This window comes from Leucogemmata humicola, assembly GCF_055379415.1.
Window position 1 is genome coordinate 21,621 of the sequence record NZ_AP040875.1, and the last position, 24,252, is coordinate 45,872.

The window sequence follows — 24,252 nt, forward strand, 5'->3', positions numbered from 1 at the left end:
TTAGCGTCGGGCGGTCGCTGAGTCGTTGAGCTTGGGTGCCGTAAAGGCACCGGCGAGCATTTTCGTTTGAAGCGAATCGATTTGCGCGCGGGCCGCGGCGGGAACACGCGCTTCGAGAGCCGGATTGAGCACCAACGTTACGACGTGCGCTTGTTCGCCGAGTTCGATGACACCGGCCTTGAACGTTCCAGTTTTTACTTGCTTCGCAATCGTCAGAAATGCGAGCGGTAGATCGATGACGACGCTTCCCAGTGTCACGTCAGGCGCTACGCCATTCTGATTGGAGTTCGACCCAACGACGAACGTGCCGGCCTTCTCTCTGGCAGCCTGGAACACGCCAAGGCCGGCAGCATCAGCATTCTGAAAAATCACATCGACCCCGCGCGAGAGCTGTGCGAGGGCCGCTTCTTTTCCAGCGCTGACGTCGTCCCAGTTCCCGATATACGACGTCGTGACGGTGACGGCCGGATTCACCGAGCGCGCGCCGGCCTCGAAGGCGCGAAAGCTTTCAACGACCGGGGGCAATTCTTGACCGCCGATGACTCCGAGCTTGTGAGTCTTGGAGACAGACGCCGCCAGGATTCCGGCGAGATACGACGCGTCGGAGAAGCCGAACGCGATTCCGGCGAGGTTCGGCCCTTCGGTCGTTCCCGACGTTGTTATGTAGATGGTTTTGGGAAAGTCTGGCGCGACGCGTTTGGCGGCGTCCTGGTACTCGAATCCGTGGCCGAAGACGATGGTGTAGCCCTGATTTCCGTACTGCCGGAAATTATCCTCGAACTCCGCAGGGGTTTTTGTCTGAATGTGACTGACCTGAGCGCCGAGGCTGTCTTTGATGCGCATCAAGCCTTGGTAGGCGCCGGAATTCCACGACTGATCGTTGATCGCGCCTGGTGTCAGAAGCGCGACTTTCAGCGTCGGTGCGGTCTCTTTGGAAGTCTTGGCCGAGTCGTGTCCGCAGGCAACCAGCGCGACTGATAAAATCGTGTTGAAAAGAGTGGAAAAACGGGTATTCCTGAGCACGCCGTTTCCTTTAGTTGTTGTTGTATAAGTACTTAGTTATCCACGTAGAATTCCACACGCTCGCAGCAAGCGATCGGATACAAGGTCGCCTCTGGCGTCAGAGTTTGTTTGTGGAGTGGCGTTATACTGGCTTAGTGGTGCGTCTAGGATGTTTAGAAATCGCGTCTGCTTTCTTTCAAAATCAAGTCGAGAATGCGATCTAGGTCGTCGTTCGAGTAAAAGGCGAGCTCGATTCGCCCCTTGGCTTCGCCTGAAAGAAGAAGGCGAACGTCCGTTTGGAAATACCGACGCAGGTCATCCTCGATTCTCCGAACAGCTGGATCGGTGGACGGCGTGGCAGGTTTTATCTCCCGCCCCTGCGAGCCCGACTCCCTTTTCGGCGGGACCGCGCCGCCGCCAAGCTCACGAACACGCTGTTCGAGTTCTCTAACACTCATTCCGGCTCGGACCGCTTCTTCGGCGAGCTGGAGCGGAGAGTGATCGGGACCGAGCGCGAGCAGGGCGCGGGCGTGGCCGGTGGTCAGCGCACCCTGCTCTACCAGCTGTTGCACCTGCTCAGGAAGGCTGAGAACGCGAAGAAGGTTCGTGACCGTCGTGCGGTCCTTTCCAACAGCCTCGGCGACCTGCAGCTGGGTCAGCTGGAAATCGTCGATGAGGCGGCGATAGCCGCGCGCCTCTTCGATGGCGTTGAGGTTGGCCCGCTGCAGATTCTCGACGAGGGCGAGCACCAGCATGGTGCGATCATCGAAGTCGCGAACGATGGCCGAAATCTCGGTCCAGCCCAGGTTGGTGGCGGCGCGGAACCGCCGCTCGCCGGCGACGAGCTCGAATGCGTCGCCCTTTCGGCGGACGGTAATCGGCTGCAGCAGGCCGGTCGCTTTCAGCGACGCCTCGAGTTCAGCGAGCTCAGCCGGATCAAACTCCAAGCGCGGCTGAAACGGATTAGGACGGATGCGCGACAGCGCCACGCGCTGCAGGTCGCTGATGGGTGCTGCTGGGGCGGACGCGTTGGACGGGATAAGCGCTTCGAGCCCTCTCCCGAGGCGTCTGGGCTTGTCGGCGCTCACTTGATGCGCCTCATAAGTTCTTTAGCGATATTGAGATACGCCTGAGCGCCCACCGACGCGACATCGTATAAAATGATCGGTTTGCCAAAGCTCGGTGCCTCGGCGAGTCGCACGTTTCTCGGAATAACAGTCTCGAAAACCTGATTTCCGAAGTACTCCCTGGCTTCGGTCGCGACTTGCCTTGAGAGGTTGAGCCGGGCGTCGTACATGGTGAGCAGAACGCCGTCGATGGCGAGCTCTTGATTGACGCTCCGCTGGACCAGATGGACCGTGTTGAGCAGCTGCGAGAGCCCTTCGAGCGCGTAGTACTCGCATTGCAACGGGATCAAGAGCGCATCGGCCGCGGCAAGCATGTTTAGGGTGATTAGCCCCAAGGACGGCGGACAGTCGATAAGGATGAAGTCGTAGTTGTTACGCACCGACGCAACGGCGGACCGCATCATCCGCTCGCGATCCTCTCTGTCGACCAACTCGATCTCGGCGCCAGCCAGATCTGGGGTTGCTGGAAGGACGTCGAGATGCTTGAACTGGACCTGTCGCAGCGTGGCATCTGCGATGGAGACGTCGCCGATCAGGACGTCGTAGACCGTGGCAGTGAACTGATCCCGCTGGAGTCCAATGCCGCTCGTCGCATTGCCCTGCGGGTCGCCGTCGATCAACAGCGTACGCTGCTCTGCGGCTGCGAGACTGGCGGAGAGATTGACGGCGGTCGTGGTCTTACCAACCCCGCCCTTTTGGTTCGCTATCGCGATGACGCGGGCCACTATCTCGAGATGCTAAAGGGGCGTCGGGGCGGCGCTCGGGGCTTCAGCGCCCGACTCTGGCTTCTTCAGCCCGACCATGGCCAATCTACGGAAGCTGGCGGAGTGAGACAACGTGCCACGTGGCACCGCAGGTTTGTCGCTCCCTGCTGTGCCACGTGGCACGTCTGTGCTCGGCAGATCGACGCAACGCGCGACCCTGTCAGCCAATGTCCAATGGCGATGGGTCGCGCGGTTCACTCACTTCCCGCCGACCAGCGCCCACCTCGCTGTCACTGTTGCGGAAATCGTCTGCTGTCCTGGCTCGATCGGCGTCTTCTCCGCCATTGGCGATGCCGCCATGGCGCGCATCGACACGGCAATTGGCCTCACCGGGGTCTCAAAGGTCGACAACTCAAGGAGGGCGCCGAGTGTCCCTCCGGCGGCCTTGGCAAGCACCTCAGCGTCTTGGCGGGCGTCTGCAACCGCGGACGCGAGCGCTGCGCGCCGAGCCGAATCGGCCTTAGAAGAATAGAACTGCAGGCTCGAAATCTCGTTCGCTCCTTTGCCGAGTGAGGCGTCGATGACGCGCGCGACATCTTCGAGGCGACGAACATCCGCGCGCACGTTGTTGGTGACGGTGTAGCCAGTCACCTTCGGGGGCGTCTGCCCGTTCGGGCTGTAGACCATCTCGGGAGAGACGTTGTAGTTCGCCGTCGACAGCTGATCGCTACCGAGTCCGAGCGCCCGCAGCGTGTCGAGGATCGCCTTTTGACGACGCGCGTTGTCTGCCGCTGCCGCCGCTGCCGTCGCGGCGCGACTCTGAACGCCAATCATGATCGTTGCACGATCCGGCGCGACGCGAGCTTCTCCCGCGCCGCTGACGACGATCTGCGGCTGCAGCGCGCCCTGTGAAGCACCCTGCGCCGAACTGGATCGCGGGTTCACAAACGCGGCGATGACGCCAGCGGTGATGACAAGGTTTCGCACCATAGGTCTCCAGTGAGTGGGACAAGTCTGTCTCGCAATCCTCGTGCTTCGTCAATAAGTACCATTATGATACTAATTGCCTCGCGCGAAGTTCCACTCACAGGCCCGTCCACACTGATCTAGGCGCCCGCGCTTTCGCTCGAACGGCGACGACGCTTTTCGATCTCGAGCACGAGATTCTGAAGGTCCGTCGGACTCACACCCGGAATGCGCGACGCCTGCGCCAGCGTCGACGGACGGAGCGTCGCGAGCTTCTGTCGCGACTCGAGCGACAAGGATCGCAACTCCGCGTACGGAATATTTTCGTCGAGCGCGAACTGGCCCATGCGACGAAGCTTCGCTGCCTGATCCCGCTCACGTACGAAATATCCCGCATACTTCAGCTCCAGCTCGGCCGTGATCAACGCGTCGCGCCGAATGTCGGCCCCGACGCCCACCGCGGAGAACAGCGCGTCGAGCGAGACTAGCTGACGCTTCGCGACTTCCGCGATCTTCACCGAATGCGCGAGAGGCGCGCTGTCCACGCCGGCGAGGGTCGCCGCCGCCTGGGCCGGCGTGATGCTCGTCGTTTCGGCGAGGCGCAATGCGGCATCCTCATCGGCGAACCGATGTTCGATGACCACTGCCTCCTCGGCCGAATAGAGGCCGAGTTCCAAGCCAATTGGCGCGAGGCGGCGCAGTGCGTTGTCCTGTCGCACGGTCAGACGAAACTCCGACCGTGATGTGAACAGGCGGTATGGTTCGTCTACGCCACGCGTGACGAGGTCGTCTATGAGAACTCCAATGTAAGAACTCTCACGACCGAGGATCACGGGCGCTTTGTTCAGCACCTGGCGGCCGGCGTTCAGTCCGGCGACGAGACCCTGCCCCGCCGCCTCCTCGTAGCCAGTCGTTCCGTTGATCTGGCCAGCGAAGAACAGGCCGCGCAGCGCGCGCACCTGCAGCCCCGCGTCCAACTGCGTGGGCGGATAGTAGTCGTACTCGATCGCGTAGCCCGCGCGCGTCATCCGCGCGCGTTCGAGACCAGGGATCGAGTGAAGCACCTCGAGCTGAACGGGCGCCGGGAGCGACGTCGAAAGTCCGTTGACGTACAGCTCACTCGTGTCGTGACCTTCCGGCTCCAGAAAGATCTGATGCCGCTCTGCAGTCGGAAACTTGACGATCTTGTCCTCGACCGACGGACAATATCGAGGACCTCGAGACGCGATCGCACCACCATACATCGCCGAGCGACCGATGTTCTCCTGGATGATCTGCTTCCCCTTCTCGCCGAGGAAGGTGATCCAGCACGGAATCTGGTCCGGGTGGCGCGCGCGATCGTCCGAACGCCGTGGCGATGGCCAGAAATGCGACCACGAGTAATCGAACGCCTCTATTTCACTCTCTTGCCGCTCGAGCGAGCTAAAGTCGACCGACCGCCCGTCGATCCGCGGTGGCGTCCCGGTCTTGAATCGCTCGACGACGAGCCCGAGCCGGTCGAGTTGCTCCGCCAGGTGCGTCGCCGCGGATTCCCCGGCGCGCCCGCCGGCGATCTTCGTTTCCGTGCCGATATGGATGCGACCGCGAAGGAAGGTGCCGGTCGTGATCACGACCGCGCGAGCGGCAAACCGTCGTCCCTCGAGCGTCTCCACTCCGCCGACGGAACCGGACGCTTCGTCGATGATCAATCGGGCGACGGTACCCTGAATCGTCTCGAGTCTCGCGTGACTTTCAAGCAGCGTGCGCACCGCGCGCCTATACAGTCCGCGATCGCACTGCGCTCGTGGCGCCCAAACCGCCGGCCCCTTGCTCCGATTCAGCATTCGGAACTGCAGCGACGCCAGGTCGGTCGCGCGCCCCATGATTCCACCAAGCGCGTCGACTTCGCGCACGACCGTGCCCTTGGCAACGCCGCCGATGGCTGGGTTGCACGACATTTGACCGATCGTTTCCAGCGCGCTGGTGACGATCGCGACCCGCGCTCCCGTCCGCGCAGCAGCGACGGCGGCCTCGGTGCCAGCGTGTCCGGCGCCGACGACGAGAACGTCGTACTCTGCTTCGAAGTTGGAGGGCATGCTCGCGGTCATGCCGAAAGCTACGGACCGACGACGGTCACGGGGAGCATTGGCCGCTCGGGATATATTGTTCTCCGCGCAATCGCAACCGGAGTGAAGCCCCATGGCACTAGCGATCACCACAGGCGCACCGACGCTCTTTATCCGTCGCGCGGCCTACGAATCCAGCGGACTGACCCGCCAGCAGCTCGACGAGCGACTCGGCCTAACTGCCGACGAATTTCGCGTCGAGGGAGACCTGATCGCCCTCGGACCGATCTACGGCGATGGCGGTGACGCACTCGGCGATCTGATCGCCGAGCTCGAACAGCTCGGTCTCACGTATTTCGACGACTTCTTCGAGCTGAGCGGCAACTGGCCGGACTGGCTTCGAATTCACGCGTCGGGTAACGCGGCAGGCAGCTAGCGCGACTCGCCGTGCTTGGTCAGGTGCGCGGGCGCTGAAGTCGGAGTAAGCGGACCGCGGCGCAGCAGTCCGTGCCAGCCACAGTGATAACACCAACTCGTGCGGAATCGCGGCATGAGCACGTTCCAGGCGCGTGACTGGATGCGAAGGGTTGGCGCATCACAGTTGGGACAGTGGTCGCCTTCGGGCAGCAGGTAGTAGAAGAAAACGGTCGCGAGTATGGCGCGAAGGACGAAAAACCCGCCGATGATGGTGATGCACAGAATCGCGTCCCACATCGCCCACTCTCCTTCGACTACAGTCGCTTCTCCACTTCCATCCACGCCTCGACGTACGCGACGTCGTCTTCGATGCGCTCGATCACTACGTCGGTGCCGGCGGCGATTGCACCGTCATCGAAGCTGCGTGCGCGGAGCACGTGCTTCTCCGACCCAAGCTCGTAAGTCACTTCTCCATCAACATCCGCCCGAATGGCTTTGGTCACACGAGCGATGTGTCCCTGTAGGACATAGCGAATGTCATCTACGTCGTGCTCTGGCGTGATGACCCACCATTTCTTCACGAAATAGGCTGCCATCGCGGCGAACAGAATTCCAAGCCCGATCGAAATTCCAAGAACCATCGCGACACTGATGGCGCCGCGTCGCGTCAGAACGTAGCCGGTGATGCCAAACGCAGTCAGGAATGCAACGATGATTGCAGGCGAAAGCCGAAACGATCGCTCACCGGCGGGGTTTTCTTCGCGGGGGCGTTCGACGCCGTACATCATCACGCGGACTGCAAGCAGCAGTCCGACGACGAAGCTGGCGAGAAAAAGAATGTTCATGCCCGAATTCTTTGTGGACGTCGCCGCGCGTTGGCGGCCATGATGCCAGCAATGTGCCGAACATCGCCATCGTTTTGAAGTCTGGACTTCTACCGTTGCTTTCGCGCGATACTCCTCAATCCCGCCGCAGCTTGGATGCGAGAAATTCGCAAACGCGCCACTCGGCGTAATAGTGCGATCGCCAGGGAACGCTCCCGCTCACGAAACCAACATGTCCGCCGTGCTCGGTAAACTCGAGCTGCAGATTCGGATTCGCGTTCGCAATGACTCGGACTTCGTCGAGTACTGCCGACGGTAGGAACGGATCGTCGATCGCACTCAGCAGTAGCGTGGGCCTGGCGATTCGGTCGATCCAGCCCAGAGAGCTCGATTTAGCGTAGTAGTCATGAGCGTTGGCGAATCCGTGAACCGGGGCAGTGACAGCATCGTCGAATTCATAGATCGATGTCGCCGCGTCCAGTTCTGACCGCTCGAACAAACCGGGGAAACGTTCGAGCTTGGCCAATGCTTTTTGTCGTAGCGTGCGAAGAAAATGTCGGTCGTAGATCCGCGAAAACCCCTGTGAGATAAATCGAGAGCCGCGCTCGAGGTCGAACGGCACTGAGATCGCTGCTGCCGCAACGATCCGCGGCGACAACGAGCTTCCGCGCTCACCGAGATACTTCAGCAAGACATTTCCGCCGAGCGAGACGCCGGCGAGTACGATGGGCGAGTCTGGTGACTCAGCGATCACGCGGTCGAGCGCGAAGGCCAGATCCCCCGTGTCGCCCGAATGGTAAAAGCGCGGAGCGTTGTTCGGCTCCGAGCCGCATCCGCGAAAGATCAAAAGATCGGCGGCCCAGCCACGCCGGGCTGCCTCGCCAAAAAACCCTGCGACGTAGTGCGACCGAATGGTGCCTTCGAGCCCGTGGAGGAAGAACAGCCTCGGGGCTCCCGGCGCCGCGGGCAAACGATGCAGATCGATGAAGTCGCCGTCTGGTGTCGTCCAGCGCTCGAGTGTGGTTGGTACCGAGGGACGCGGACGAAAGAACTTTCCCCAGAGCGTTTGCGCGTGGGCACCCCGTACCCACCACGCAGGGCGGTAGGTATACTCGCTTCTGCGGTTGGACGACACGGAAAGAGTCTCGGGGCGTGGGTTGGGCGCTGGGCTCGCGATCAATAACAGGCCAGATCGAACGATGGAAGTTCAAGTCTTTGGAGTGAAAAAGAGCGCAGAAACCCGAAAAGCGCTTCGATTCTTCGCTGAGCGACGCGTGAAAACGCACTTTGTCGATCTCAACGAGCGAGCAGCGTCGTTGGGTGAGCTCCGCCGGTTCATCCAAAAATTCGGTCTCGACCGGCTGATTGATCGTGAGTCGAAGCGGTACGACGAGCTCGGTCTGCGCCACGCACGCCTGTCTGACGAACGTTGGATGGAGAAACTTGCCGAGGAGCCACTGCTTCTCCGAATGCCGCTCGTACGTAACTCGAACGCGTTGACGGTCGGTTTGGCGGAACAGGACTGGAAGAGCTGGATCGATAAGTGACGCAACTTGCGGTTTCTGGCGTCAGCGTGGAATTCGGCGCGACGACGTTATTCCGAGACATCACGTTCACCGTTGGGGCGGGTGATCGTTGGGGCATTGTTGGTCGCAACGGGACTGGCAAGACGACGCTGTTTCGGCTTTTGACGGGTGAGATGCAGCCGACGCGCGGCCAAATTGCGCGTCAGCCGAACATTCGCGTCTCTCTACTCGAACAGCACCGGGAGTTCGCGGGTGCCACGACGGTGTGGGAGGCCGCCGCAGGTCAGTTCGCCGATCTCCTCGCGCTCGAGCGCTCGCTTGTGGAGCAGGCGTCGCGCCTCGAACACGATTCGAGCGAAGCCGCACTCGGTCGATATGGAAAGGATCTCGAACGGTTCGAGCGAGAAGGCGGCTATACCATCGCCCCGCGCGTCGACGCCGTGCTTCACGGTCTCGGCTTCGACCCGGCGATTGCCCGTACCCAAGCGGTGTCGCAACTCAGCGGCGGCGAGCGCGGGCGACTCGGACTCGCGCGACAACTCGTGAGTCCCGCCGATGTGCTCTTGCTCGACGAACCGACGAACCACCTAGATCTGGAAACGACCAGGTGGCTCGAGGACTATCTGGCAACGGTCAGCACGACTGTTCTCCTCATCAGCCACGACCGTGCGTTTCTCGCTGCTGTCGTCGATCACGTGCTGCATTTCGAGGGAGATAGCGCGACACCGTACGTCGGGACGTACGCCGCGTTCGTCGAGCAGCGCTCGCTACGGCGTCTGACCCAGCAGCGTCATTTCGATCAACAGCAGCGCAAGATTGCGAGCGAGCAGGACTACATCGCGCGCAACCTCGCCGGTCAGAACAGCAAGCAGGCGAAGGGCCGACGTAAACGGCTCGAAGGAATGCCGCGTCTCAGTGCGCCCATTGGTGAAGACGGTACCATGGCGGTGCGCTTCGAGGTCGAGGAGCGAGGCGGCGATCGGGTCATGTCCGCGGAGCACGCAACGATCGGTGTGCCAGGCCGCGTTCTCGTGAAAGATCTGAACGCGACCCTGATGCGCGGTGATACGCTCGGGCTCATCGGTCCGAATGGATCCGGGAAATCGACGCTCATTCGCGCGCTGATGGGTGAGCATCCGGTCACCAGTGGTGAACTGCGCGTTGGGGGCGGGATCAAGGTCGGGTACTATAGACAGGATCTCGCGCAGGTCCCGCTCGATCAGTCGCTGTTCGATGTCATCAACGATCTTCGGCCGACCTGGGATCGTCGTATGGTACAGGGCCATCTCGGTCGGTTCGGCTTTTCGGGCGACGAAGTGCAGCGTCACGCAGATTCGCTTTCAGGCGGAGAACGTGCTCGCGTCGCGTTGGCCATGCTGATGCTGAGTGGCGCGAATCTGCTCATTCTCGACGAGCCGACAAATCATCTTGACGTCGAGTCGATCGAGGCGCTCGAAGACGCAATCGAGCAGTACGAGGGCACCGTGCTTCTCGTCAGCCACGACCGCGAATTGCTTCGTACGCTGACCACGCGTCTCTGGGTGCTTCACGAACGGCACGTCACCGATTTCGACGGAAACTTCGCCGAATGGGAGTTGGTGTCGAGCGAGCGCAGCCACGCGGCGTCCGTACGTGCGGCAGAAGAAGAAGCGCTACGGCGTGTGCAAGAAAAGAAGAAAACCGCGCGACGTGACGAATCCGGACGCGACGACAAGAACGCGCTCAAAACAGCACAGCGCCGCGTCGCCGAGCTCGAGACCAGGATCCAGGCGCTCGAAGGCGAGGTCGAGACGGTGATGCGCGAGTTGGAGGATCCGCAGCTGTACACGCGGCCCAACGGCGTAGAGCGGGCCAAGACGCTTGGAGTCCAGTTGGAGAAACTGAAGTCCACGCTGGAACGCACGCTCGAAGAATGGGGTACGGCGATCGATGCGCTCGACACTTTGACGGCCGGGCGCGCGTAGAGACTGGCAGTCCTCTCCCGCCCGAATGCTGATCTTCCTGCTCTGCGCGCAGCTCGCCAGCTCTGCCTCGCTTCCGGCTGGTGATTCAACGTACGCAACGCCGGCGCTTCGCGCCCTCGTCGCTCGCGCCGCCGAGGCGAATCGCGCGCCGCCGCCGGAGTTTCGATCGTATCAGAGCCATATCGAAACAGAGCTGTCGCTGTTGGTCCGCGATACGCTCGGTCGGGAGCATACGGCGCAGGTCGAGCAGCTGGCGACGAGTGGCCAGTGGAATCGCAGCGGTCGGTACGACCTTCACGTTGTCGGTTACCGCTCGCAGACGATCGGAGTTCCGTACTCCACACTGAGCATCGTTCGCGCGTGGACCGTTCCGTCGCTCTATGGAGACCGTCTGCTCATGGGCGCGTACTTCAATCAATCGCGACGACGACAGGACACGCTAGTCGCGGTGCATCCATTCGCCGCTGATCGAGACGCGTACTACGTGTTCGCTGGCGGCGACACGGTGACGGTGCTTCGTGTGGGTGAGCGGCGAATTCCGATCGTTCGAATTCATGTCCATCCGAGTTTTCATGGCGCCACGCGACTCGGCGCGTTCGACGGCGAAATCGATCTCGATGCGGAGCGTGCGCAAATCGTGCGAATGCGCGGTCAGTTCGTCACCCTTGGCGGTTCCGTGAGCACGATGTCGCGTATGGTTCGCGCGGCAACAGGCGCCGTGGCTGTAGCGTACGGTGAATTCGTAAACGCTGAAGTCGACGGCAAGTATTGGTTACCGGCGTTTCAGCGCACGGAGTTTCAGGCGAGCTTCCCGGCGCTCGGGCAAATGCGGCCGATCTTTCGTCTCGTGTCGAGCATCAGCGACATCGCTGTGAGTTCGGGGCCACCGTCCGCGGATTCGGTAAATTCACCGCGCGTGATCGTCAGCTGGGCGCCGTCTGACAGCCTCAATAACTATGCGGGATGGGAGCGTGGAATCGGCACGCAGAGCGGGTCTGTGCATTCCGACGACTTCATCGATCTCGCTCCCGATGTGTGGCGTCCGACTGGGTCGCCGCGATTTAGTCTCTTTCCGAACAACACGAGTCGAATCGTTCGATTCAATCGCGTCGAGGGACTCTTCACAGGACTCGCGCCTTCGGTCGACTTTCGCAGCCTTGCGCCCGGGCTCACCGCCGGCGTGCACGGTGGCTGGGCGTGGTCCGAACAGACGGTGCGGGGCGGAGCGTTCGCCTCGTACAATCGCGGCGGCTCGATCGTCGGGCTGCGCGCCGAGCGCGCACTAGCGTCGACGAACGACTTCTCTTTGCCCTTCGCCGATGATCCGGGGATCTGGGGGATCCTCAATTCGGTCGACAATTTCGACTACGTCGATCGCCGGACGGCGATGCTGTCTGTTACGCGGGTCCTTCACTCCGTGGACGTTGCTCTTGCAACATTCCAATTCGGATTTGGCGACGATCGATCCGAACACACCCGATTGTCGCACGGCCTGCTCAGTAAGTCGCGCTTTCTCGCGAACCGCGGCGTGACCGACGGCAGCTACACGATTGGTAGTGCAGATCTGGAAATCCATCCAAACGTGAGCGGAGATTTCGTCCAACCAGGCGTTGGCGTGCGTGCGCACTACGAGGCTGCGTCGGGCGAACTACAGTGGCAGCGCGCGGAACTCTCACTGTCGGGGCGACAGTATCTCGGACCGATCTCGCTTGCGGCGCATGCCGATGGCGGAATAGTCCTGGGAGGGAGTCCGCCACCGCAGAAGCTCTTTGAACTCGGCGGAAACGAGGCGCTGCCGGGCTACGAATACAAGGAATTCACGGGCGACCGCGCGGTTCTGTTTCGTACGTTCGCGAGCTACCGATTCAATCTGTGGCGCCGTCCGATCCACGCGTGGCGTAATCTGATGTTGCCGGGACTGAGCCCGGGGCTCGCGGTGAGCGCTCAAGGTGGTTGGACCGAACTCTCATCGTCAGGCGCGCGACAGGCCGCCGCCATGCTCGGTGTGGTGGATGGCGCGCCGATCTCCATTCCAACCGGGGGGATTCGTGCCACGGTCGGCGGCGGTGTCACGCTCTTTTCAGATCTGCTACACGTTGGCTTAGCGCGCCCCGTCGACCACGCTGGCGGCTGGCGATTCGTTTTCGGCTACGGTGGCGCGTTTTAGCGCCGGTGCGCCTGATTAGAATTCTCCAATAAATCCAATCTCTGGCTGCAGATGGACGTTGCAGTTCTTCTCGACGGCGCTCTGCGCGATGGAGATTAGTTCGCGAACATCCTTTGCCGTAGCATGGCCGAGGTTGACCATGATGTTCGCGTGAATATGTGAGATCTGTGCGTCACCATGCCGAAAACCCTTGAGCCCGCACTGATCCACCAGTCGGCCAGCACCGACACCTTCAATCTTCTTGAAGATCGAGCCGGCGCTGGGATGCCACTCGAGCCACGGATGCCGGCTCCCGCGCCAACTCAAGTTCTCCTGGAGGACGCGCTGCAGCGCTGCCTGATCGGCTCGCGCAAGCTTGAACGTGGCCGCGAGCACAATGTCGCGGCGATGATGAAACACGGTGTCATCGTAGCCGAACTTTACGTAGTCCGGCCCAACGGTCTTTCGATCGCCCTCCTCCGTGAGGACTTCGCACGACTCGAACACTTCGGCGATGAACATCGTTCTATCGCGTTCGGGTGCCGGCGACAGGAAATGAAGGTTCTGCCATATTGCGCCGCCAACGGTGCTCGGAATGCCTACGTAGTGCTCTAGACCCGACCAACCCTTCGACACCGACTCCTGAATCAACTGCTTGACGATCGCGCCGCTTTCGGTCCACAGATGGCAGACGTCGCCGTCCTCGCGGAACTCGTGTGCGCGGGCGGTGTTTCGGATGACCAGACCCCGAAAGCCGCGATCGCCGATCAGGACGTTGGCTCCGAGGCCCAGGACGAAGTAGGGTACACCAGTCTCGCGCGCCGCGAGCACGGCATTCGCAAGCGCAGTGGCGGATGTTGCTTCGAAGAGGAGATCGGCCGGGCCGCCGATCTTGAACGTCGTGAACGGCGCCAGCGTTTCGTTGCGGCGCAGGTGCGCGGCGTCCAAACGCGACGCGAGTTGCTCGAGGGCCTTTGAATCGGACATGTTGAGGAAAGAAACCATGGATGGGTTCGAGATGCCACCGCGCACCCCGTTTCTCGCTCGTACGCTTCGGTTTGTGCTAGCCGCAACCGTTGGTGTCTCGTCGCTACTCGGCGCGCAGCGGGCCGAGTTGGAAAAGCACATTCAGCGCGCAACGCTACCCAACGGACTCGAGGTCATCGTCGTCGAGAACCGCGGCGTGCCGCTCGTAACGATTGAAGCTGATGTAAAGAACGGATCGTTCACGCAGGGGCCGGAGTTCGAAGGACTGTCGCATCTATACGAGCACATGTTCTTCAAGGCGAACGCCAAGTATCCCAACCCGGACGACTTCGTAGCGCGCGCTTCCGAACTGGGCGCTGAGTTCAACGGGACCACAAGTGAGGAGCGCGTCAACTATTACCTCACCGTTCCGGCGGACAGCGTCGAAGGCGGAATGAAGTTTCTGGCGGCCGCCCTCATCAATCCTCTCTTTCGCAAAGACGAGCTCGAGCGCGAACGCGAGGTTGTGATTGGCGAATACGACCGCAACGAATCGAGTCCATTCTTTCCGTTCAGTACGGCGATGAGCAAGGCGCTGTGGTCCACCGGGTGGAGTCGAAAGAACCCGCTCGGAGAGCGAGCGGTCATTCAGAGCACGACGCCGGAGAAAATGCGCGCGATTCAACAGCGCTACTACGTCCCGAACAACACCGCGATCATCATCACGGGCGACGTCCCGGCCGCCAAGGCATTCGCGCTCGCGAAGACAATCTTTGGCGACTGGAAGCAGAGTGCTGACCCGTTCGAGACCGAACCAATTCCGCCGATGCCGCCGCTCACGCGCGACACAGCGGTCATCGTCGAACAGCCAATTGGTTCCGTTGTCATCATGTTGCAATGGCAGGGCCCGAGCGCCCGCCAAGACGTTGCAGCCACCTATGCCGCCGACGTGTTTTCGGATGTTCTAAATCAGCCAGGTTCGCGCTTCCAGCGACGGCTGGTCGACAGCGGGCTCTTTCACTCGGTCGGCGTCAACTACTACACGTTGAATCAGGTTGGGCCGATCACGATCGAGGGCGAAACGTCGCCCGAAAAATTCAAGGCCGCGCTCGCCGCGCTGCGCGATGAAATCCAAAAACTGAATGATCCGGGCTACTTCTCCGCCGCAGAGCTGAACACGATGAAACAGAGTCGCATAGTCGGAACGAAGCTCGGACTGGAGCGGGCGTCTGGCTTTGCACACCAACTCGGATTCTGGTGGGCGGTCACAGGACTCGACTACTTCTTCGGGTACGTCGACACCATGAGCAAGCAGACGCCGCAGGATCTACAGTCGTACGCGAGCAAGTACATCATTGGCAAGCCGCACGTTACCGGAGTGCTCTTGAGTCCACAGGCACGTCGCACCATCGATCTCACACAGGCCATGCTCATGGACGCGGGGGTTCGTCCGTGATCGCGCGCCGGATACTGACGGTCGCGCTACTAGCGACCGCCGCCATCGCGCCGCGCATAACACACGCGCAGGCCGTTGACACGTCGACGACAATGTTCGATGTCAACGGACTCAAGGTGATTCTGCGACGGAATACGGCCAACGACGTAGTCGCGGCAAATGTCTATCTCTTGGGCGGAACGCAGCAACTAAGTCCTGCAACGCAGGGGATCGAGTCGCTACTGCTGCAGGTAACGGAGCGAGGAACAAAGCGCTTTCCGCGCGAGGCAGTTCGCCAGCTCACGGCCGCACTCGGCAGCACTGTTGCGATTGACCCGTCCGAAGACTGGACGCGCTTTGGCTTCACGAGTATTCGCGAGAACTTCGATTCGACGTGGGCGATCTTCGCCGATCGACTCGTAGCACCAACGATTGACTCGAACGAAGTCGAGCTCGTGCGCGCGCGAATGACGGCAGAGTTTCGCGAGGCCGAGCAAAATCCGGATCCTCTCGTGAATCGCCTCGCGGACAGCGTGGCGCATGTCGGACACCCGTACGGGTTCTCGCCAACGGGCACGGAGTCGTCGCTTCGATCGATCACGGTTGCGGCGCTGCGCCGATATCAAGCGACGCAAATGATTACGTCGCGCATGCTCCTCGTTGTCGTGGGGAACATCGAGCGCCCGCGTCTCGAGCAACTCGTTCAGCGAACGCTCGGACAACTTCCGCGCGGCACGTACACATGGACTCCACCTCGCGCGCCGGCCAAGCTGGGCAAGGCATTGGTCGTGCGCGACGCGCAGCTGCCGACCAACTATTTGCTCGGATTCTACGCGGGGCCTGGTGCTCGCGATCCGGACTATCAGGCACTTCGCGTTGCATCCGCTGTGCTATCTGGCCGATTCTTCACCGAGATTCGGTCGCGACGTAACCTCTCATATGAAGTTGAGGCGCCGTTTCTCGAGCGCGCGATTGCCGACGGTGGCGTCTACGTCACGACGACCGATCCAAACGCGACGCTGCAGATCATGCGCACCGAGATCGATCGTCTGCAGCGTGAGCTCATCGACCCACAGGGACTCGAGCGTCTCACGCAGCAGTTCATCACCGACTACTTCCTGAAGAACGAGACGAACGCGGATCAGGCGACGTTCCTTGCGCGCGCGCAGATCTATCAGGGCGACTATCGGGTGGCGAATCACTTCGTCGAAGACCTTCGGCGCGTGCGTCCCGATGATGTTCGCCGGGTTGCCCGTCAGTACATGCGCGACTTTCGCTTCGTCTACCTGGGAAAATCCGGCGCACTGTCTCGTGCGCTCATCGATCAGTTCTGACTCGCAGCGCGAACGCTATTCGCCGAACTCCATTGCCGCACCGTGTGGATCGATGGCGCCGGTGTAGAGCGCATCGCCAAGTATGACCGCGGCGACGCCCCGATTCTCGAGCGCGCGCAATTCGTTCATCGACGAAACGCCGCCGGATACGATGACGGGGTAGTCGCATGCGTCGACGACGTCTTCCAGGAGCGCGAGGTCTGCCCCCGTCCGTAGCTCTTCGGTGGGCGCGCTCGAAACGAGAAAGCCCGCGAGCGGCAGGCCATTCAATTCGCCAACGACATCGAGAATGTCGTGCGGAAGGCTTCGAACCCAGCCGCGTGTGACCAGGCGTCGTTCGCGAACATCTGTCGACACAATCAGAAGTCCGGGAAAGAGGTCGCACGCCCCAGCGAGCCACTCGGGTTCGTTCAACGCGCGTGCTCCGAGGACGACCCGCGTCGCGCCCGCGTCGATCAGTCGCTCGATATGATCGCTCGACTGCGCAGCGTCGCAGACGTCGACCTCGAGGGCGCCATCGCGCACGATGTCGTCAACGAGAAATGCATTCGAGCCAGTTCCCGAGACCGCGTCCGTGTCGAGAAGATGGATTCGTCGAAATCCCACATTGGCCCAGCTGCGGACGACGGAAACGGGGTCGCCCAGCGGAGACCCGCCGCTCGACCCGTGAGTTCCGGACGACGGCTGAACGCACACGCCTTGGGCGAGGGCGACGGTGGGGATGACGATCATCCCCCAAACTAAAGCGCCACCGCGGGTTCGGGCGATGCACGAAAAGGGGCGTACCTCTTGCCACGCCCAAGGCCCGAAGCTTTGCGTTGCGCGGACCGGACTTTGTGAATAGTTTCACATACCCGCGGGTCACGCGGATAAAACCACGACTTTAGCTAGGCACTACTGGAGGCTCCAAGAAATGCGGTTCTACGGACTGGCGCTCATTGCGAGCGCGGCTGTCCTCGGCGCGTGCGGCGGCGGCGAGAAGACGGGCACGGATACGAGTAAGGCCGCTGCTGCTCCTGCTGCTAGCGCTCCGGCCGCTGCTGCCGCCGCTCCTGCGGCTGGCGCTGTTGCAAAGGTTGCTGCCACTGGCGCGACGCACACCGTCAAGATGGTTAGCGACGATAAGGGCTACCGCTTCGAACCGGCCGATCTCACGATCAAGGCTGGCGACGCGATCAAGTTCGTGACGGTTTCTGGCCAGCCGCACAACATCGCGTTCGATCCCGCAACGTTGCCGGCTGACGTTTCGGCGCAGCTCGACGCGAACATGGACAACAAGATCGCGCAGCTTCAGAGCCCCATGCTGATGAACCCGAACGACGAGTACACCGTCTCGTTCGGCGGCGTCAAGCCGGGCACGTATGAATTCCACTGCACGCCGCACCTCGCCATGAACATGAAGGGCAAGGTTACGGTTCAGTAAGCTGTTCTCGTAGTCGATACTCAGGAAAGCGGGGCCCCCGTGGGCCCCGCTTTTTTTTGTTAGGGCGCTGTCGAGCGAAACTGGCCCGGCGCGTGCCAGAGAGAACTGTGGAGCGCGGTTCGGATTGCGGTCCGTTCTTTGGTAAGAGAGACTCGCAGCATGGCGCAAATGACCGGCGAATTTCCGCGACTGATCCCCCGCCCCGTTTGGCTTACGGCGCGGGCGCGGAACGCCGTTCACCGTCCCATGTTCATCGGGGCCGTCGGAATTGGCTCGTTCATCGCCGCCCTCGTCGCGCTCATTCTGGCGCCGCAACAGATAAGGCGGGCCGCGCCACTATCTGCGCTACCCGTAGACGCCCGTCCGGACACCACGCCGTTCATCGGCGCACTCGCGCACACACGTGTGCGACTCGCGGCTGCTGAATCATCCCTCGCCGCCGCGCGCGCGCACGCAATCGTTCCTCGGCCCCCGGCAGTCGACTCGATTAGTCCGGCGCTCGTTGCGCGACGCGATTCGGTAGCAACGGCGATCAACGATCTCGACGCGCTGCTGACTCGCGTCGAAACGGCGCCGCTCACCGCGACATATCGGGCGCTCGGAGAATCAGCGCAGCTCTCTTCGAATCCGCGTTCCAGAGCGCTGCTGGATTCACTCGCGGAAGTCGAAAAAGGCCGCGAGAGTCTTGGCACAGCAGACGCGGCCGATCCAGTTCTCGTCGCGCTCACCGCGCGCACCACCGAGATCGGCCGGTCCATTCAAGCGCTTGCACAGGACAGACGCGAAACGCTCCGCCAGGAATTCGCGAAGATGAGTGCTCCGACGAGTCGCCAGGCCGTGGCGCTCGCTCCGTCGGTCGACACAACAGCGTGGATTGCCGAGCGCGACTCAGCGCAATCGCTCGTTGGGCAGGCAATGACTTCGCTCAAGGATGCGCGAACCGCCGCTCGAGAGTACGATCGCGCGGTCACGCGCGCACGCGAAGACGCACGACTCGATGCGCCGCCAGTGGCGCTGCTCGCCGCGGCGCTCATCTTTGGCATCGCTCTCGGCTTCGGTTCTGCCTTCGCCGGAGAGATGCGCCGTCCTCGGGTGAGCGACGAGCATGAACTCGAGCGAATGACCGGCGCGCGCGTGCTGGCGACAGTACGCCCTCGCCCGCGCAGCCCCGATCGCCAGCGGCGATCTGCCGATCGCAACGCTCCACCGTACTTCGATCCGGCCGCCGACGGGTATCAGCTGACATATCTGCACGTTGCTCGCGCAGGAGCGAGCCGACTGACGCTGACGCTCACGGGCGAGGACTTGGGGATTGCTGCCGTCGTCGCTGTGAATGTCGCAGCAATCGCGGCGGATGAGGCGCGAAGTACGATCGTGATCGACACCGACTCCCGCACGTCGTCGGTTGCTGCAGCACTGCGAATCCACGCCGAGCCCGGGGTCGCCGATATCCTCGACCGTCACCTCGAATGGGCTGAGGTTACCTCACAGGCCGTGGTCGGCCGCGACAGAACGATTGATGTTGTCCCGAGTGGCTTGTCGTCCGTCGACCACAAACCGTCCGCGGTGACCGAGCTATTTCAGCGAGACGCGGCGCGTCTTGCGCGCCACTATGAAGCCATCGTCATCGTAGCGCCACTCGAACATGCGAAAGCAGGACTGCCGGGAGTGCTCCCAATCCCCGACACGATTCTCTGCGCACGAGTTGGCCACACGCGAATTGCGCACGTTCAATCGGCGCTCGACGGAATTCGCGCTGCGGGAGGCAATGCTGTTGGTGTAGTTCTGTGGGATGCGCCGCCGCCGGGGTTGGCGTCGCCAGAACGGATCGCGCGCGCTCAGCGCCCCCTGGATACTCCAGTGATGCAGGCACTCACACCGTCGGCAGAATAGGACTTCCTCGCGTGTCGATGCTTGGCTAGCATCCTCGCGTGTGGGCTGACACTCTCTTACGCGCTGAACAACAGCATCTGCTTAGAGTCTTGCTCTGGGCAGGTCTATCGATCATTGCGGCGACGACAGTCGCCGCGATGCTCGCGGTGCGCCGAATTCGCTCGCCGCTGCTGGTCCAGTTTGCCGGTCAGATGGCTGTTTGGGGCGTCGTGTTTGGCGCCATCGCCGCCATCGAGTGGCACTCCGCCAAGCTTCGCGATGTGTCGGGTGCCGCCCGACTGGAACGAATGCTCTGGATGAACATCGGTTTCGATGCCGGGTTCGTTGCCGTCGGCGTTGTACTCGCCTGCTCTGCTTGGTATCTCGCTCGGCGAGTGTCCGTCGTCGGTGCGGGAATTGGGATCATCGTCCAGGGACTCGCGCTGCTACTCATCGATTTGCAGTTCGCGTCCGTAATATCCAGGTAGATGGCCGAAAGCATTCCGGATCTCCGCCGAGAGCCCAAGGATCGGGCATACGCGCAGCTACACGCGTATCTTCTTCAGGTGCTCGCGGGAATCGACGATGAGGTTGCCGGAATGGCGACGCTCAGCGCACTCCTGCATCACGCGTTCGGCCACTTGTGGACCGGTTTCTATCGCGTGGTTTCGCCGAACCTTTTGCGCGTTGGGCCGTATCAGGGATCGCTGGGCTGCCTCGACATCACTTTTGGACGGGGAGTTTGCGGGACCGCGGCCGCAGAGCGACGGACGATCGTCGTTCCGGATGTCGATCGATTTCCCGGACACATTAGCTGTGATGCGCGCTCGAAATCCGAGATCGTGGTGCCGGTGTTCAACGCGAGTGGGGCGCTCATTGCGGTACTCGATATCGACTCAGACCGCCGTGCTGCGTTCGATCAGCAGGACGCGGATGGCTTGGAGCGCATCGTGCGCTGGTTTGCCGGCGTCGGCCGCGGTTGACGCGAACTCCCGCCTGGTATAGCCTGGTCTCCTGCCCATGAGCATCGCCGGATATTCGGACCGCATCAATCACGCGCTAGCGTTTGCGGCGAAGCACCACGACCGCCAGGTCCGAAAGGGGACTCGTCTACCCTATCTGACGCATCCCGCCAACGTCGCGATCATTCTCACGCGCTACGGCCGCGACGAATGCACGGTCGTTTCGGGAATTCTTCACGACGTCATCGAAGACTGCGTGCGCGACGCGTACACGCGTGAGATGCTCGAGCAGCGGATCGGCGACAAGTTCGGATTCGACGTACTCGACGCGGTGCTCGCCGTGACCTATCGTCGCGTCGATGACGACGGCATCGAGCTATCGCACGAAGAGCGTCGCGACGACTATCTCGAACGGCTCGCCGCTGCGAGCGACGCTGCGCATTGGGTGTGTGCCGCTGACAAGCTGCACAATGCGAGCTCGATTGTCGCCGACCTGCGACGGACCATCGAGCCCGATAACATCTGGAGTCGCTTCAGCAGCGGAAAGGAAGGGACGGTCCGCTGGTACCGCCGTGTCTACGACCGACTGAAAGAGGTCGGTTTTACCGGCGAGATCATGGGCGAACTCGAAGCGACCGTCGTCGCGCTGGAAGACGCCGCCGCGTAGTGCGACTCGACGTATTCGTCGAGAATCTTTAGAAATTCCTGAACGATACCGTCGCCGCGCAACGTGGTGCGGAGCTTTCCGTCCACGTATACCGGCGCTTTCGGTTCTTCGAACGTGCCCGGCAGCGAAATGCCGAGGTTCGCGTGCTTGGATTCGCCCGGGCCGTTAACGACGCATCCCATCACGGCGACCTTGAGTTCCTCGACGCCAGGATGATTCTCGCGCCAGACGGGCATTTGTTCGCGAATGTACGTCTGGATGTCCTCAGCCATGTGCTGAAAGAACGTGGACGTCGTGCGGCCGCAGCCCGGACACGCGGTGACTTGCGGTGTGAAGCTTCGAAGGCCGAGCGACTGGAGAATTTGTTGAGCGACGAGCACCTCTTCAGTGCGGTCGCCGTTCGGCTTCGGCGTGAGCGAAACACGAATGGTGTCGCCGATTCCTTCGGCGAGAAGAATCGATAGGCCGGCGGTGCTGGCAACGATTCCTTTCATCCCCATTCCGGCCTCGGTGAGGCCGAGGTGCAGCGGATAGTCGCAGCGCGCCGCGAGTTTGCGGTAGACGTCCACGAGGTCCTGAACGCCAGACACCTTCGCCGAGATGATGATCTGGTCGTGGCGCAGTCCGACTTCCTCCGCCAATTCGGCCGATCGTAGCGCGCTGGCGAGCATCGCTTCGATGTAGACGTCGTGCGCGTCGGCCGGCTGGCTCAGCTGCGCATTGGCGTCCATCATCTGTGTGAGAAGATCCTGATCGAGCGAGCCCCAATTCACGCCGATGCGTACAGGCTTATCGTTGTCGACCGCGAGCTGAACGATCGTACGAAAATTCTCGTCGCGACGCTTGCTGCCGACATTACCCGGGTTGATTCGGTACTTGGCCAACTCACGAGCACACGCCGGGTATTTGGCGAGCAGCAGGTGTCCGTTGTAGTGGAAATCGCCGACGATCGGGACGATCACGCCTGCGTCGGTCACTCGTTGCGCAATCTCAGGGACGGCGGCGGCGGCCTCCTCGTTGTTGACGGTCACGCGGACCAGCTGCGATCCGGCACGGGCAAGCGCGATCACCTGCTCTGCCGTCGCCGCGGCGTTCGCGGTGTCCGTGTTGGTCATCGATTGAACGACGACTGGGAGCGCGGAGCCGACGGGGACGCCGCCGACCCAGGTAGTCACGGTTTGCCGACGAGGATGAAGCGATGCCATGTGCTGAAATGACCTGACTTTCGGGGATCGTGGGAGGACGATTCCAAAGATACTCGTTGCGCGGAGCGTCCACCCTGGATCGTGCTTGACCGATTTTCTGGCCGCGGCTACTTTGGCGGTCGCCCGACGCCGGGGTTCCGGGGGTACCGGAAACGGCTCGGCGTTTCACGCCCGAGCAACATGGTGTTGCTGGGACAAGTTCTTTTCAGGAGCGGGACCATGCGTACGACCGGCAAAGTAAAGTGGTTCAACGACGCGAAGGGTTTCGGTTTCATCACGCCCGATGGTGGAGACAAGGACTGCTTTGTCCACTACAGCTCCATCGCCGGCAACGGCTTCAAGACGCTTGCCGAGGGTGAGCCAGTCGAGTTTGACCTTGTTCAGGGTCAAAAAGGACCGGCTGCGGAGAATGTGAGCAAAGTTGCTGGGTAGTTCGCGCGCCGGTCGTTCGGCATCAAAGAGGGGAACCCCACCGGGTTCCCCTCTTTGCATTTCGGCGGTTCGGTCTCGGCAACCATCAGCCGCCGGTGTTCGCGTACTTGGGTGGCCGCCCACGGCGCGCCGGAGCAACCGATTCGACCGCCTGACTGATTGCCAGGTCGATGTGGCGCTCGAATTCGTCGCGATCGAAGCGGAATTCGAGTCCCGCGACGATGGGAACGCCTGTCGTGTCAGTGGTCAGTAGGCGTACACTCAGAGAGACAGCGGCAGCCGTGCTCATACCGGCTTCGCGGGTGAGTGCTCGAATGAGTGCGACGTGGTAAACGCCGACGACGGAAATGCGGCGAGCCAGCCCTTGCCGGGCACCGTCGACTCCAGGAACGATGTGGTGCGACAGCAGGTTGTCGACCCATTTCTGGTCGGCATCAGCGGCAAATCTAGCTATATCAACATGATAGAACCGTGCCATATTATCCTTTCATCCTAGGATAAATATTTCACTGCACGGACGCAGAAATAATTCTCCAACAAAAGGATAATAAATGTCGGCCGCGGGCCAGCCAAGGGATATCACCGGTATGCTTCGACACGCTCGACGCTAACGGAAAGGCCGCATCACTCGAGTCTGGCACGGAACTGGAATTCCTATCAGGCAACAACTCTCTCGGAGTGATGATGAACCGACTGCTTCGCCCAGGCGCAGCACTGCTCTTCCTTTTGGCGATTACGGCGTCGAGCGCGGCTCGCGCCCAGGGCACGACCGCCACCTTCAATGGGTTCGCTGGCCTTTCGCTGGCCACCGGCTCTTTCGGCGATCGGAACGACGCGGGCTATTCGCTCGGACTCGGCGTAGGTGCGCGACAGGGGCTTTCGCCGCTCGCGTTCCGCGTGGAAGGTATATACAACGAGTACTCGCAGAAATTCGCCGGAAGTAAGTCGCATGCTACGGGAATTACCGGCAACGCGATCTTCGAATTTCTCACCGGCTCAACGAGTGCGTTCGTGCCGTACGGCATCGGCGGCGTTGGCTACTACAGCACGCGCGAACCTGATCCGTTCTTCAACGTCGACGCGCAATCGAACTTCGGATGGAATCTCGGCGGCGGCGTTCGCTTTCCGCTGAGCGGCTTCTCCGTCTACGCAGAGGCGCGCTATCACTCGGTGTCGGCTCCCGGCGGCGTGCAATTCGCCCCGATCGTTTTCGGCGTCGTCTTCTAGTCGCACGC

Annotated in this window: 25 protein-coding genes; 13 read left to right on the forward strand and 12 right to left on the reverse strand. The window is 61.7% G+C overall.

The window, feature by feature from the left end; translation table 11 throughout:
* The 5 genes from AC6H4Z_RS00105 to mnmG all read right to left on the reverse strand — a co-directional run bounded on the left by AC6H4Z_RS00105 (nucleotide 1) and on the right by mnmG (nucleotide 5,886).
* The gene (locus AC6H4Z_RS00105) at nucleotides 1–1,023 is read right to left on the reverse strand and encodes a BMP family protein (protein ID WP_497544687.1); all 1,023 of its coding nucleotides are present in this window, start codon (nucleotides 1,021–1,023) and stop codon (nucleotides 1–3) included.
* 152 nt (nucleotides 1,024–1,175) lie between these two features.
* Nucleotides 1,176–2,090: a ParB/RepB/Spo0J family partition protein gene (locus tag AC6H4Z_RS00110; protein WP_497544688.1), complete on the reverse strand. Its 915-nt coding sequence runs from the start codon at nucleotides 2,088–2,090 to the stop codon at nucleotides 1,176–1,178.
* Nucleotides 2,087–2,854 carry a ParA family protein gene (locus AC6H4Z_RS00115; RefSeq protein WP_497544689.1) on the reverse strand — a complete coding sequence of 256 codons (768 nt, stop codon included), beginning with the start codon at nucleotides 2,852–2,854 and terminating at the stop codon, nucleotides 2,087–2,089. The genes AC6H4Z_RS00110 and AC6H4Z_RS00115 overlap by 4 nt, the downstream gene beginning before the upstream one ends.
* A gap of 237 nt (nucleotides 2,855–3,091) precedes the next feature.
* Nucleotides 3,092–3,823, reverse strand: a complete 732-nt coding sequence (locus AC6H4Z_RS00120; protein WP_497544690.1) for an SIMPL domain-containing protein — start codon at nucleotides 3,821–3,823, stop codon at nucleotides 3,092–3,094.
* Between the two features lie 116 nt (nucleotides 3,824–3,939).
* On the reverse strand, nucleotides 3,940–5,886 hold the full coding sequence (gene mnmG, locus AC6H4Z_RS00125) for a tRNA uridine-5-carboxymethylaminomethyl(34) synthesis enzyme MnmG (protein ID WP_497544691.1): 1,947 nt from the start codon (nucleotides 5,884–5,886) through the stop codon (nucleotides 3,940–3,942).
* A 91-nt stretch (nucleotides 5,887–5,977) separates the two neighbouring features.
* Between mnmG and AC6H4Z_RS00130 the strand changes: the two genes are divergently transcribed.
* Nucleotides 5,978–6,280: a hypothetical protein gene (locus AC6H4Z_RS00130; RefSeq protein WP_497544692.1), complete on the forward strand. Its 303-nt coding sequence runs from the start codon at nucleotides 5,978–5,980 to the stop codon at nucleotides 6,278–6,280.
* On the opposite strand, the gene AC6H4Z_RS00135 is transcribed toward AC6H4Z_RS00130, so the two are convergent.
* From AC6H4Z_RS00135 to AC6H4Z_RS00145, 3 genes are all read right to left on the reverse strand, one after another.
* Nucleotides 6,277–6,558: a hypothetical protein gene (locus AC6H4Z_RS00135; protein WP_497544693.1), complete on the reverse strand. Its 282-nt coding sequence runs from the start codon at nucleotides 6,556–6,558 to the stop codon at nucleotides 6,277–6,279. The two genes, AC6H4Z_RS00130 and AC6H4Z_RS00135, sit on opposite strands and share 4 nt — an antisense overlap.
* 17 nt (nucleotides 6,559–6,575) lie before the next feature.
* Nucleotides 6,576–7,106, reverse strand: coding sequence for an NfeD family protein (locus AC6H4Z_RS00140; protein ID WP_497544694.1), 531 nt, complete (start codon nucleotides 7,104–7,106; stop codon nucleotides 6,576–6,578).
* Nucleotides 7,107–7,221: 115 nt separating this feature from the next.
* Nucleotides 7,222–8,220, reverse strand: a complete 999-nt coding sequence (locus AC6H4Z_RS00145; RefSeq protein WP_497544695.1) for a hydrolase — start codon at nucleotides 8,218–8,220, stop codon at nucleotides 7,222–7,224.
* A gap of 64 nt (nucleotides 8,221–8,284) precedes the next feature.
* Here AC6H4Z_RS00145 and AC6H4Z_RS00150 point away from each other — a divergent pair, with 64 nt between their 5' ends.
* The 3 genes from AC6H4Z_RS00150 to AC6H4Z_RS00160 are packed head-to-tail and all read left to right on the forward strand — an operon-like array spanning nucleotide 8,285 to nucleotide 12,742.
* The gene (locus AC6H4Z_RS00150; protein ID WP_497544696.1) at nucleotides 8,285–8,632 is read left to right on the forward strand and encodes an arsenate reductase family protein; all 348 of its coding nucleotides are present in this window, start codon (nucleotides 8,285–8,287) and stop codon (nucleotides 8,630–8,632) included.
* The gene (locus AC6H4Z_RS00155; RefSeq protein ID WP_497544697.1) at nucleotides 8,629–10,575 is read left to right on the forward strand and encodes an ABC-F family ATP-binding cassette domain-containing protein; all 1,947 of its coding nucleotides are present in this window, start codon (nucleotides 8,629–8,631) and stop codon (nucleotides 10,573–10,575) included. The genes AC6H4Z_RS00150 and AC6H4Z_RS00155 overlap by 4 nt, the downstream gene beginning before the upstream one ends.
* A gap of 25 nt (nucleotides 10,576–10,600) precedes the next feature.
* Nucleotides 10,601–12,742 (forward strand): BamA/TamA family outer membrane protein, encoded by a 2,142-nt coding sequence (locus tag AC6H4Z_RS00160; protein WP_497544698.1) that lies wholly within the window; start codon nucleotides 10,601–10,603, stop codon nucleotides 12,740–12,742.
* Nucleotides 12,743–12,757: 15 nt separating this feature from the next.
* Here AC6H4Z_RS00160 and murB read toward each other — a convergent pair whose 3' ends face one another.
* Nucleotides 12,758–13,708 carry a UDP-N-acetylmuramate dehydrogenase gene (gene murB, locus AC6H4Z_RS00165; protein ID WP_497544699.1) on the reverse strand — a complete coding sequence of 317 codons (951 nt, stop codon included), beginning with the start codon at nucleotides 13,706–13,708 and terminating at the stop codon, nucleotides 12,758–12,760.
* Between the two features lie 31 nt (nucleotides 13,709–13,739).
* Here murB and AC6H4Z_RS00170 point away from each other — a divergent pair, with 31 nt between their 5' ends.
* Both AC6H4Z_RS00170 and AC6H4Z_RS00175 read left to right on the forward strand, forming a co-directional pair.
* Nucleotides 13,740–15,143, forward strand: coding sequence for a M16 family metallopeptidase (locus AC6H4Z_RS00170; protein WP_497544701.1), 1,404 nt, complete (start codon nucleotides 13,740–13,742; stop codon nucleotides 15,141–15,143).
* Nucleotides 15,140–16,456: a M16 family metallopeptidase gene (locus tag AC6H4Z_RS00175; protein WP_497544702.1), complete on the forward strand. Its 1,317-nt coding sequence runs from the start codon at nucleotides 15,140–15,142 to the stop codon at nucleotides 16,454–16,456. Before AC6H4Z_RS00170 ends, AC6H4Z_RS00175 begins: the two co-directional genes overlap by 4 nt.
* A gap of 15 nt (nucleotides 16,457–16,471) precedes the next feature.
* On the opposite strand, the gene AC6H4Z_RS00180 is transcribed toward AC6H4Z_RS00175, so the two are convergent.
* On the reverse strand, nucleotides 16,472–17,188 hold the full coding sequence (locus AC6H4Z_RS00180; protein WP_497544703.1) for a 1-(5-phosphoribosyl)-5-[(5-phosphoribosylamino)methylideneamino]imidazole-4-carboxamide isomerase: 717 nt from the start codon (nucleotides 17,186–17,188) through the stop codon (nucleotides 16,472–16,474).
* Nucleotides 17,189–17,369: 181 nt separating this feature from the next.
* Here AC6H4Z_RS00180 and AC6H4Z_RS00185 point away from each other — a divergent pair, with 181 nt between their 5' ends.
* The 5 genes from AC6H4Z_RS00185 (at nucleotide 17,370) to AC6H4Z_RS00205 (ending at nucleotide 21,380) form a co-directional block, all read left to right on the forward strand.
* Nucleotides 17,370–17,879 carry a plastocyanin/azurin family copper-binding protein gene (locus tag AC6H4Z_RS00185; RefSeq protein WP_497544704.1) on the forward strand — a complete coding sequence of 170 codons (510 nt, stop codon included), beginning with the start codon at nucleotides 17,370–17,372 and terminating at the stop codon, nucleotides 17,877–17,879.
* A 246-nt stretch (nucleotides 17,880–18,125) separates the two neighbouring features.
* Nucleotides 18,126–19,772: a hypothetical protein gene (locus AC6H4Z_RS00190; protein WP_497544705.1), complete on the forward strand. Its 1,647-nt coding sequence runs from the start codon at nucleotides 18,126–18,128 to the stop codon at nucleotides 19,770–19,772.
* A 38-nt stretch (nucleotides 19,773–19,810) separates the two neighbouring features.
* The gene (locus tag AC6H4Z_RS00195) at nucleotides 19,811–20,239 is read left to right on the forward strand and encodes a DUF6992 family protein (RefSeq protein ID WP_497544706.1); all 429 of its coding nucleotides are present in this window, start codon (nucleotides 19,811–19,813) and stop codon (nucleotides 20,237–20,239) included.
* Nucleotides 20,240–20,734, forward strand: a complete 495-nt coding sequence (locus tag AC6H4Z_RS00200) for a GAF domain-containing protein (RefSeq protein WP_497544707.1) — start codon at nucleotides 20,240–20,242, stop codon at nucleotides 20,732–20,734.
* A gap of 37 nt (nucleotides 20,735–20,771) precedes the next feature.
* Nucleotides 20,772–21,380 carry an HD domain-containing protein gene (locus AC6H4Z_RS00205; protein WP_497544708.1) on the forward strand — a complete coding sequence of 203 codons (609 nt, stop codon included), beginning with the start codon at nucleotides 20,772–20,774 and terminating at the stop codon, nucleotides 21,378–21,380.
* On the opposite strand, the gene ispG is transcribed toward AC6H4Z_RS00205, so the two are convergent.
* Entirely contained in the window at nucleotides 21,290–22,585 is a 1,296-nt protein-coding gene (gene ispG, locus AC6H4Z_RS00210; RefSeq protein ID WP_497544709.1) for a flavodoxin-dependent (E)-4-hydroxy-3-methylbut-2-enyl-diphosphate synthase, read from the reverse strand. The genes AC6H4Z_RS00205 and ispG overlap by 91 nt on opposite strands.
* 219 nt (nucleotides 22,586–22,804) lie before the next feature.
* On the opposite strand from ispG, the gene AC6H4Z_RS00215 reads away from it, so the two are divergent.
* The gene (locus AC6H4Z_RS00215) at nucleotides 22,805–23,017 is read left to right on the forward strand and encodes a cold shock domain-containing protein (RefSeq protein ID WP_497544710.1); all 213 of its coding nucleotides are present in this window, start codon (nucleotides 22,805–22,807) and stop codon (nucleotides 23,015–23,017) included.
* An 85-nt stretch (nucleotides 23,018–23,102) separates the two neighbouring features.
* Here AC6H4Z_RS00215 and AC6H4Z_RS00220 read toward each other — a convergent pair whose 3' ends face one another.
* Nucleotides 23,103–23,495: a hypothetical protein gene (locus AC6H4Z_RS00220; protein ID WP_497544711.1), complete on the reverse strand. Its 393-nt coding sequence runs from the start codon at nucleotides 23,493–23,495 to the stop codon at nucleotides 23,103–23,105.
* A gap of 206 nt (nucleotides 23,496–23,701) precedes the next feature.
* On the opposite strand from AC6H4Z_RS00220, the gene AC6H4Z_RS00225 reads away from it, so the two are divergent.
* Nucleotides 23,702–24,244, forward strand: a complete 543-nt coding sequence (locus AC6H4Z_RS00225; protein WP_497544712.1) for an outer membrane protein — start codon at nucleotides 23,702–23,704, stop codon at nucleotides 24,242–24,244.
* The last annotated feature ends 8 nt before the right edge of the window (nucleotides 24,245–24,252 follow it).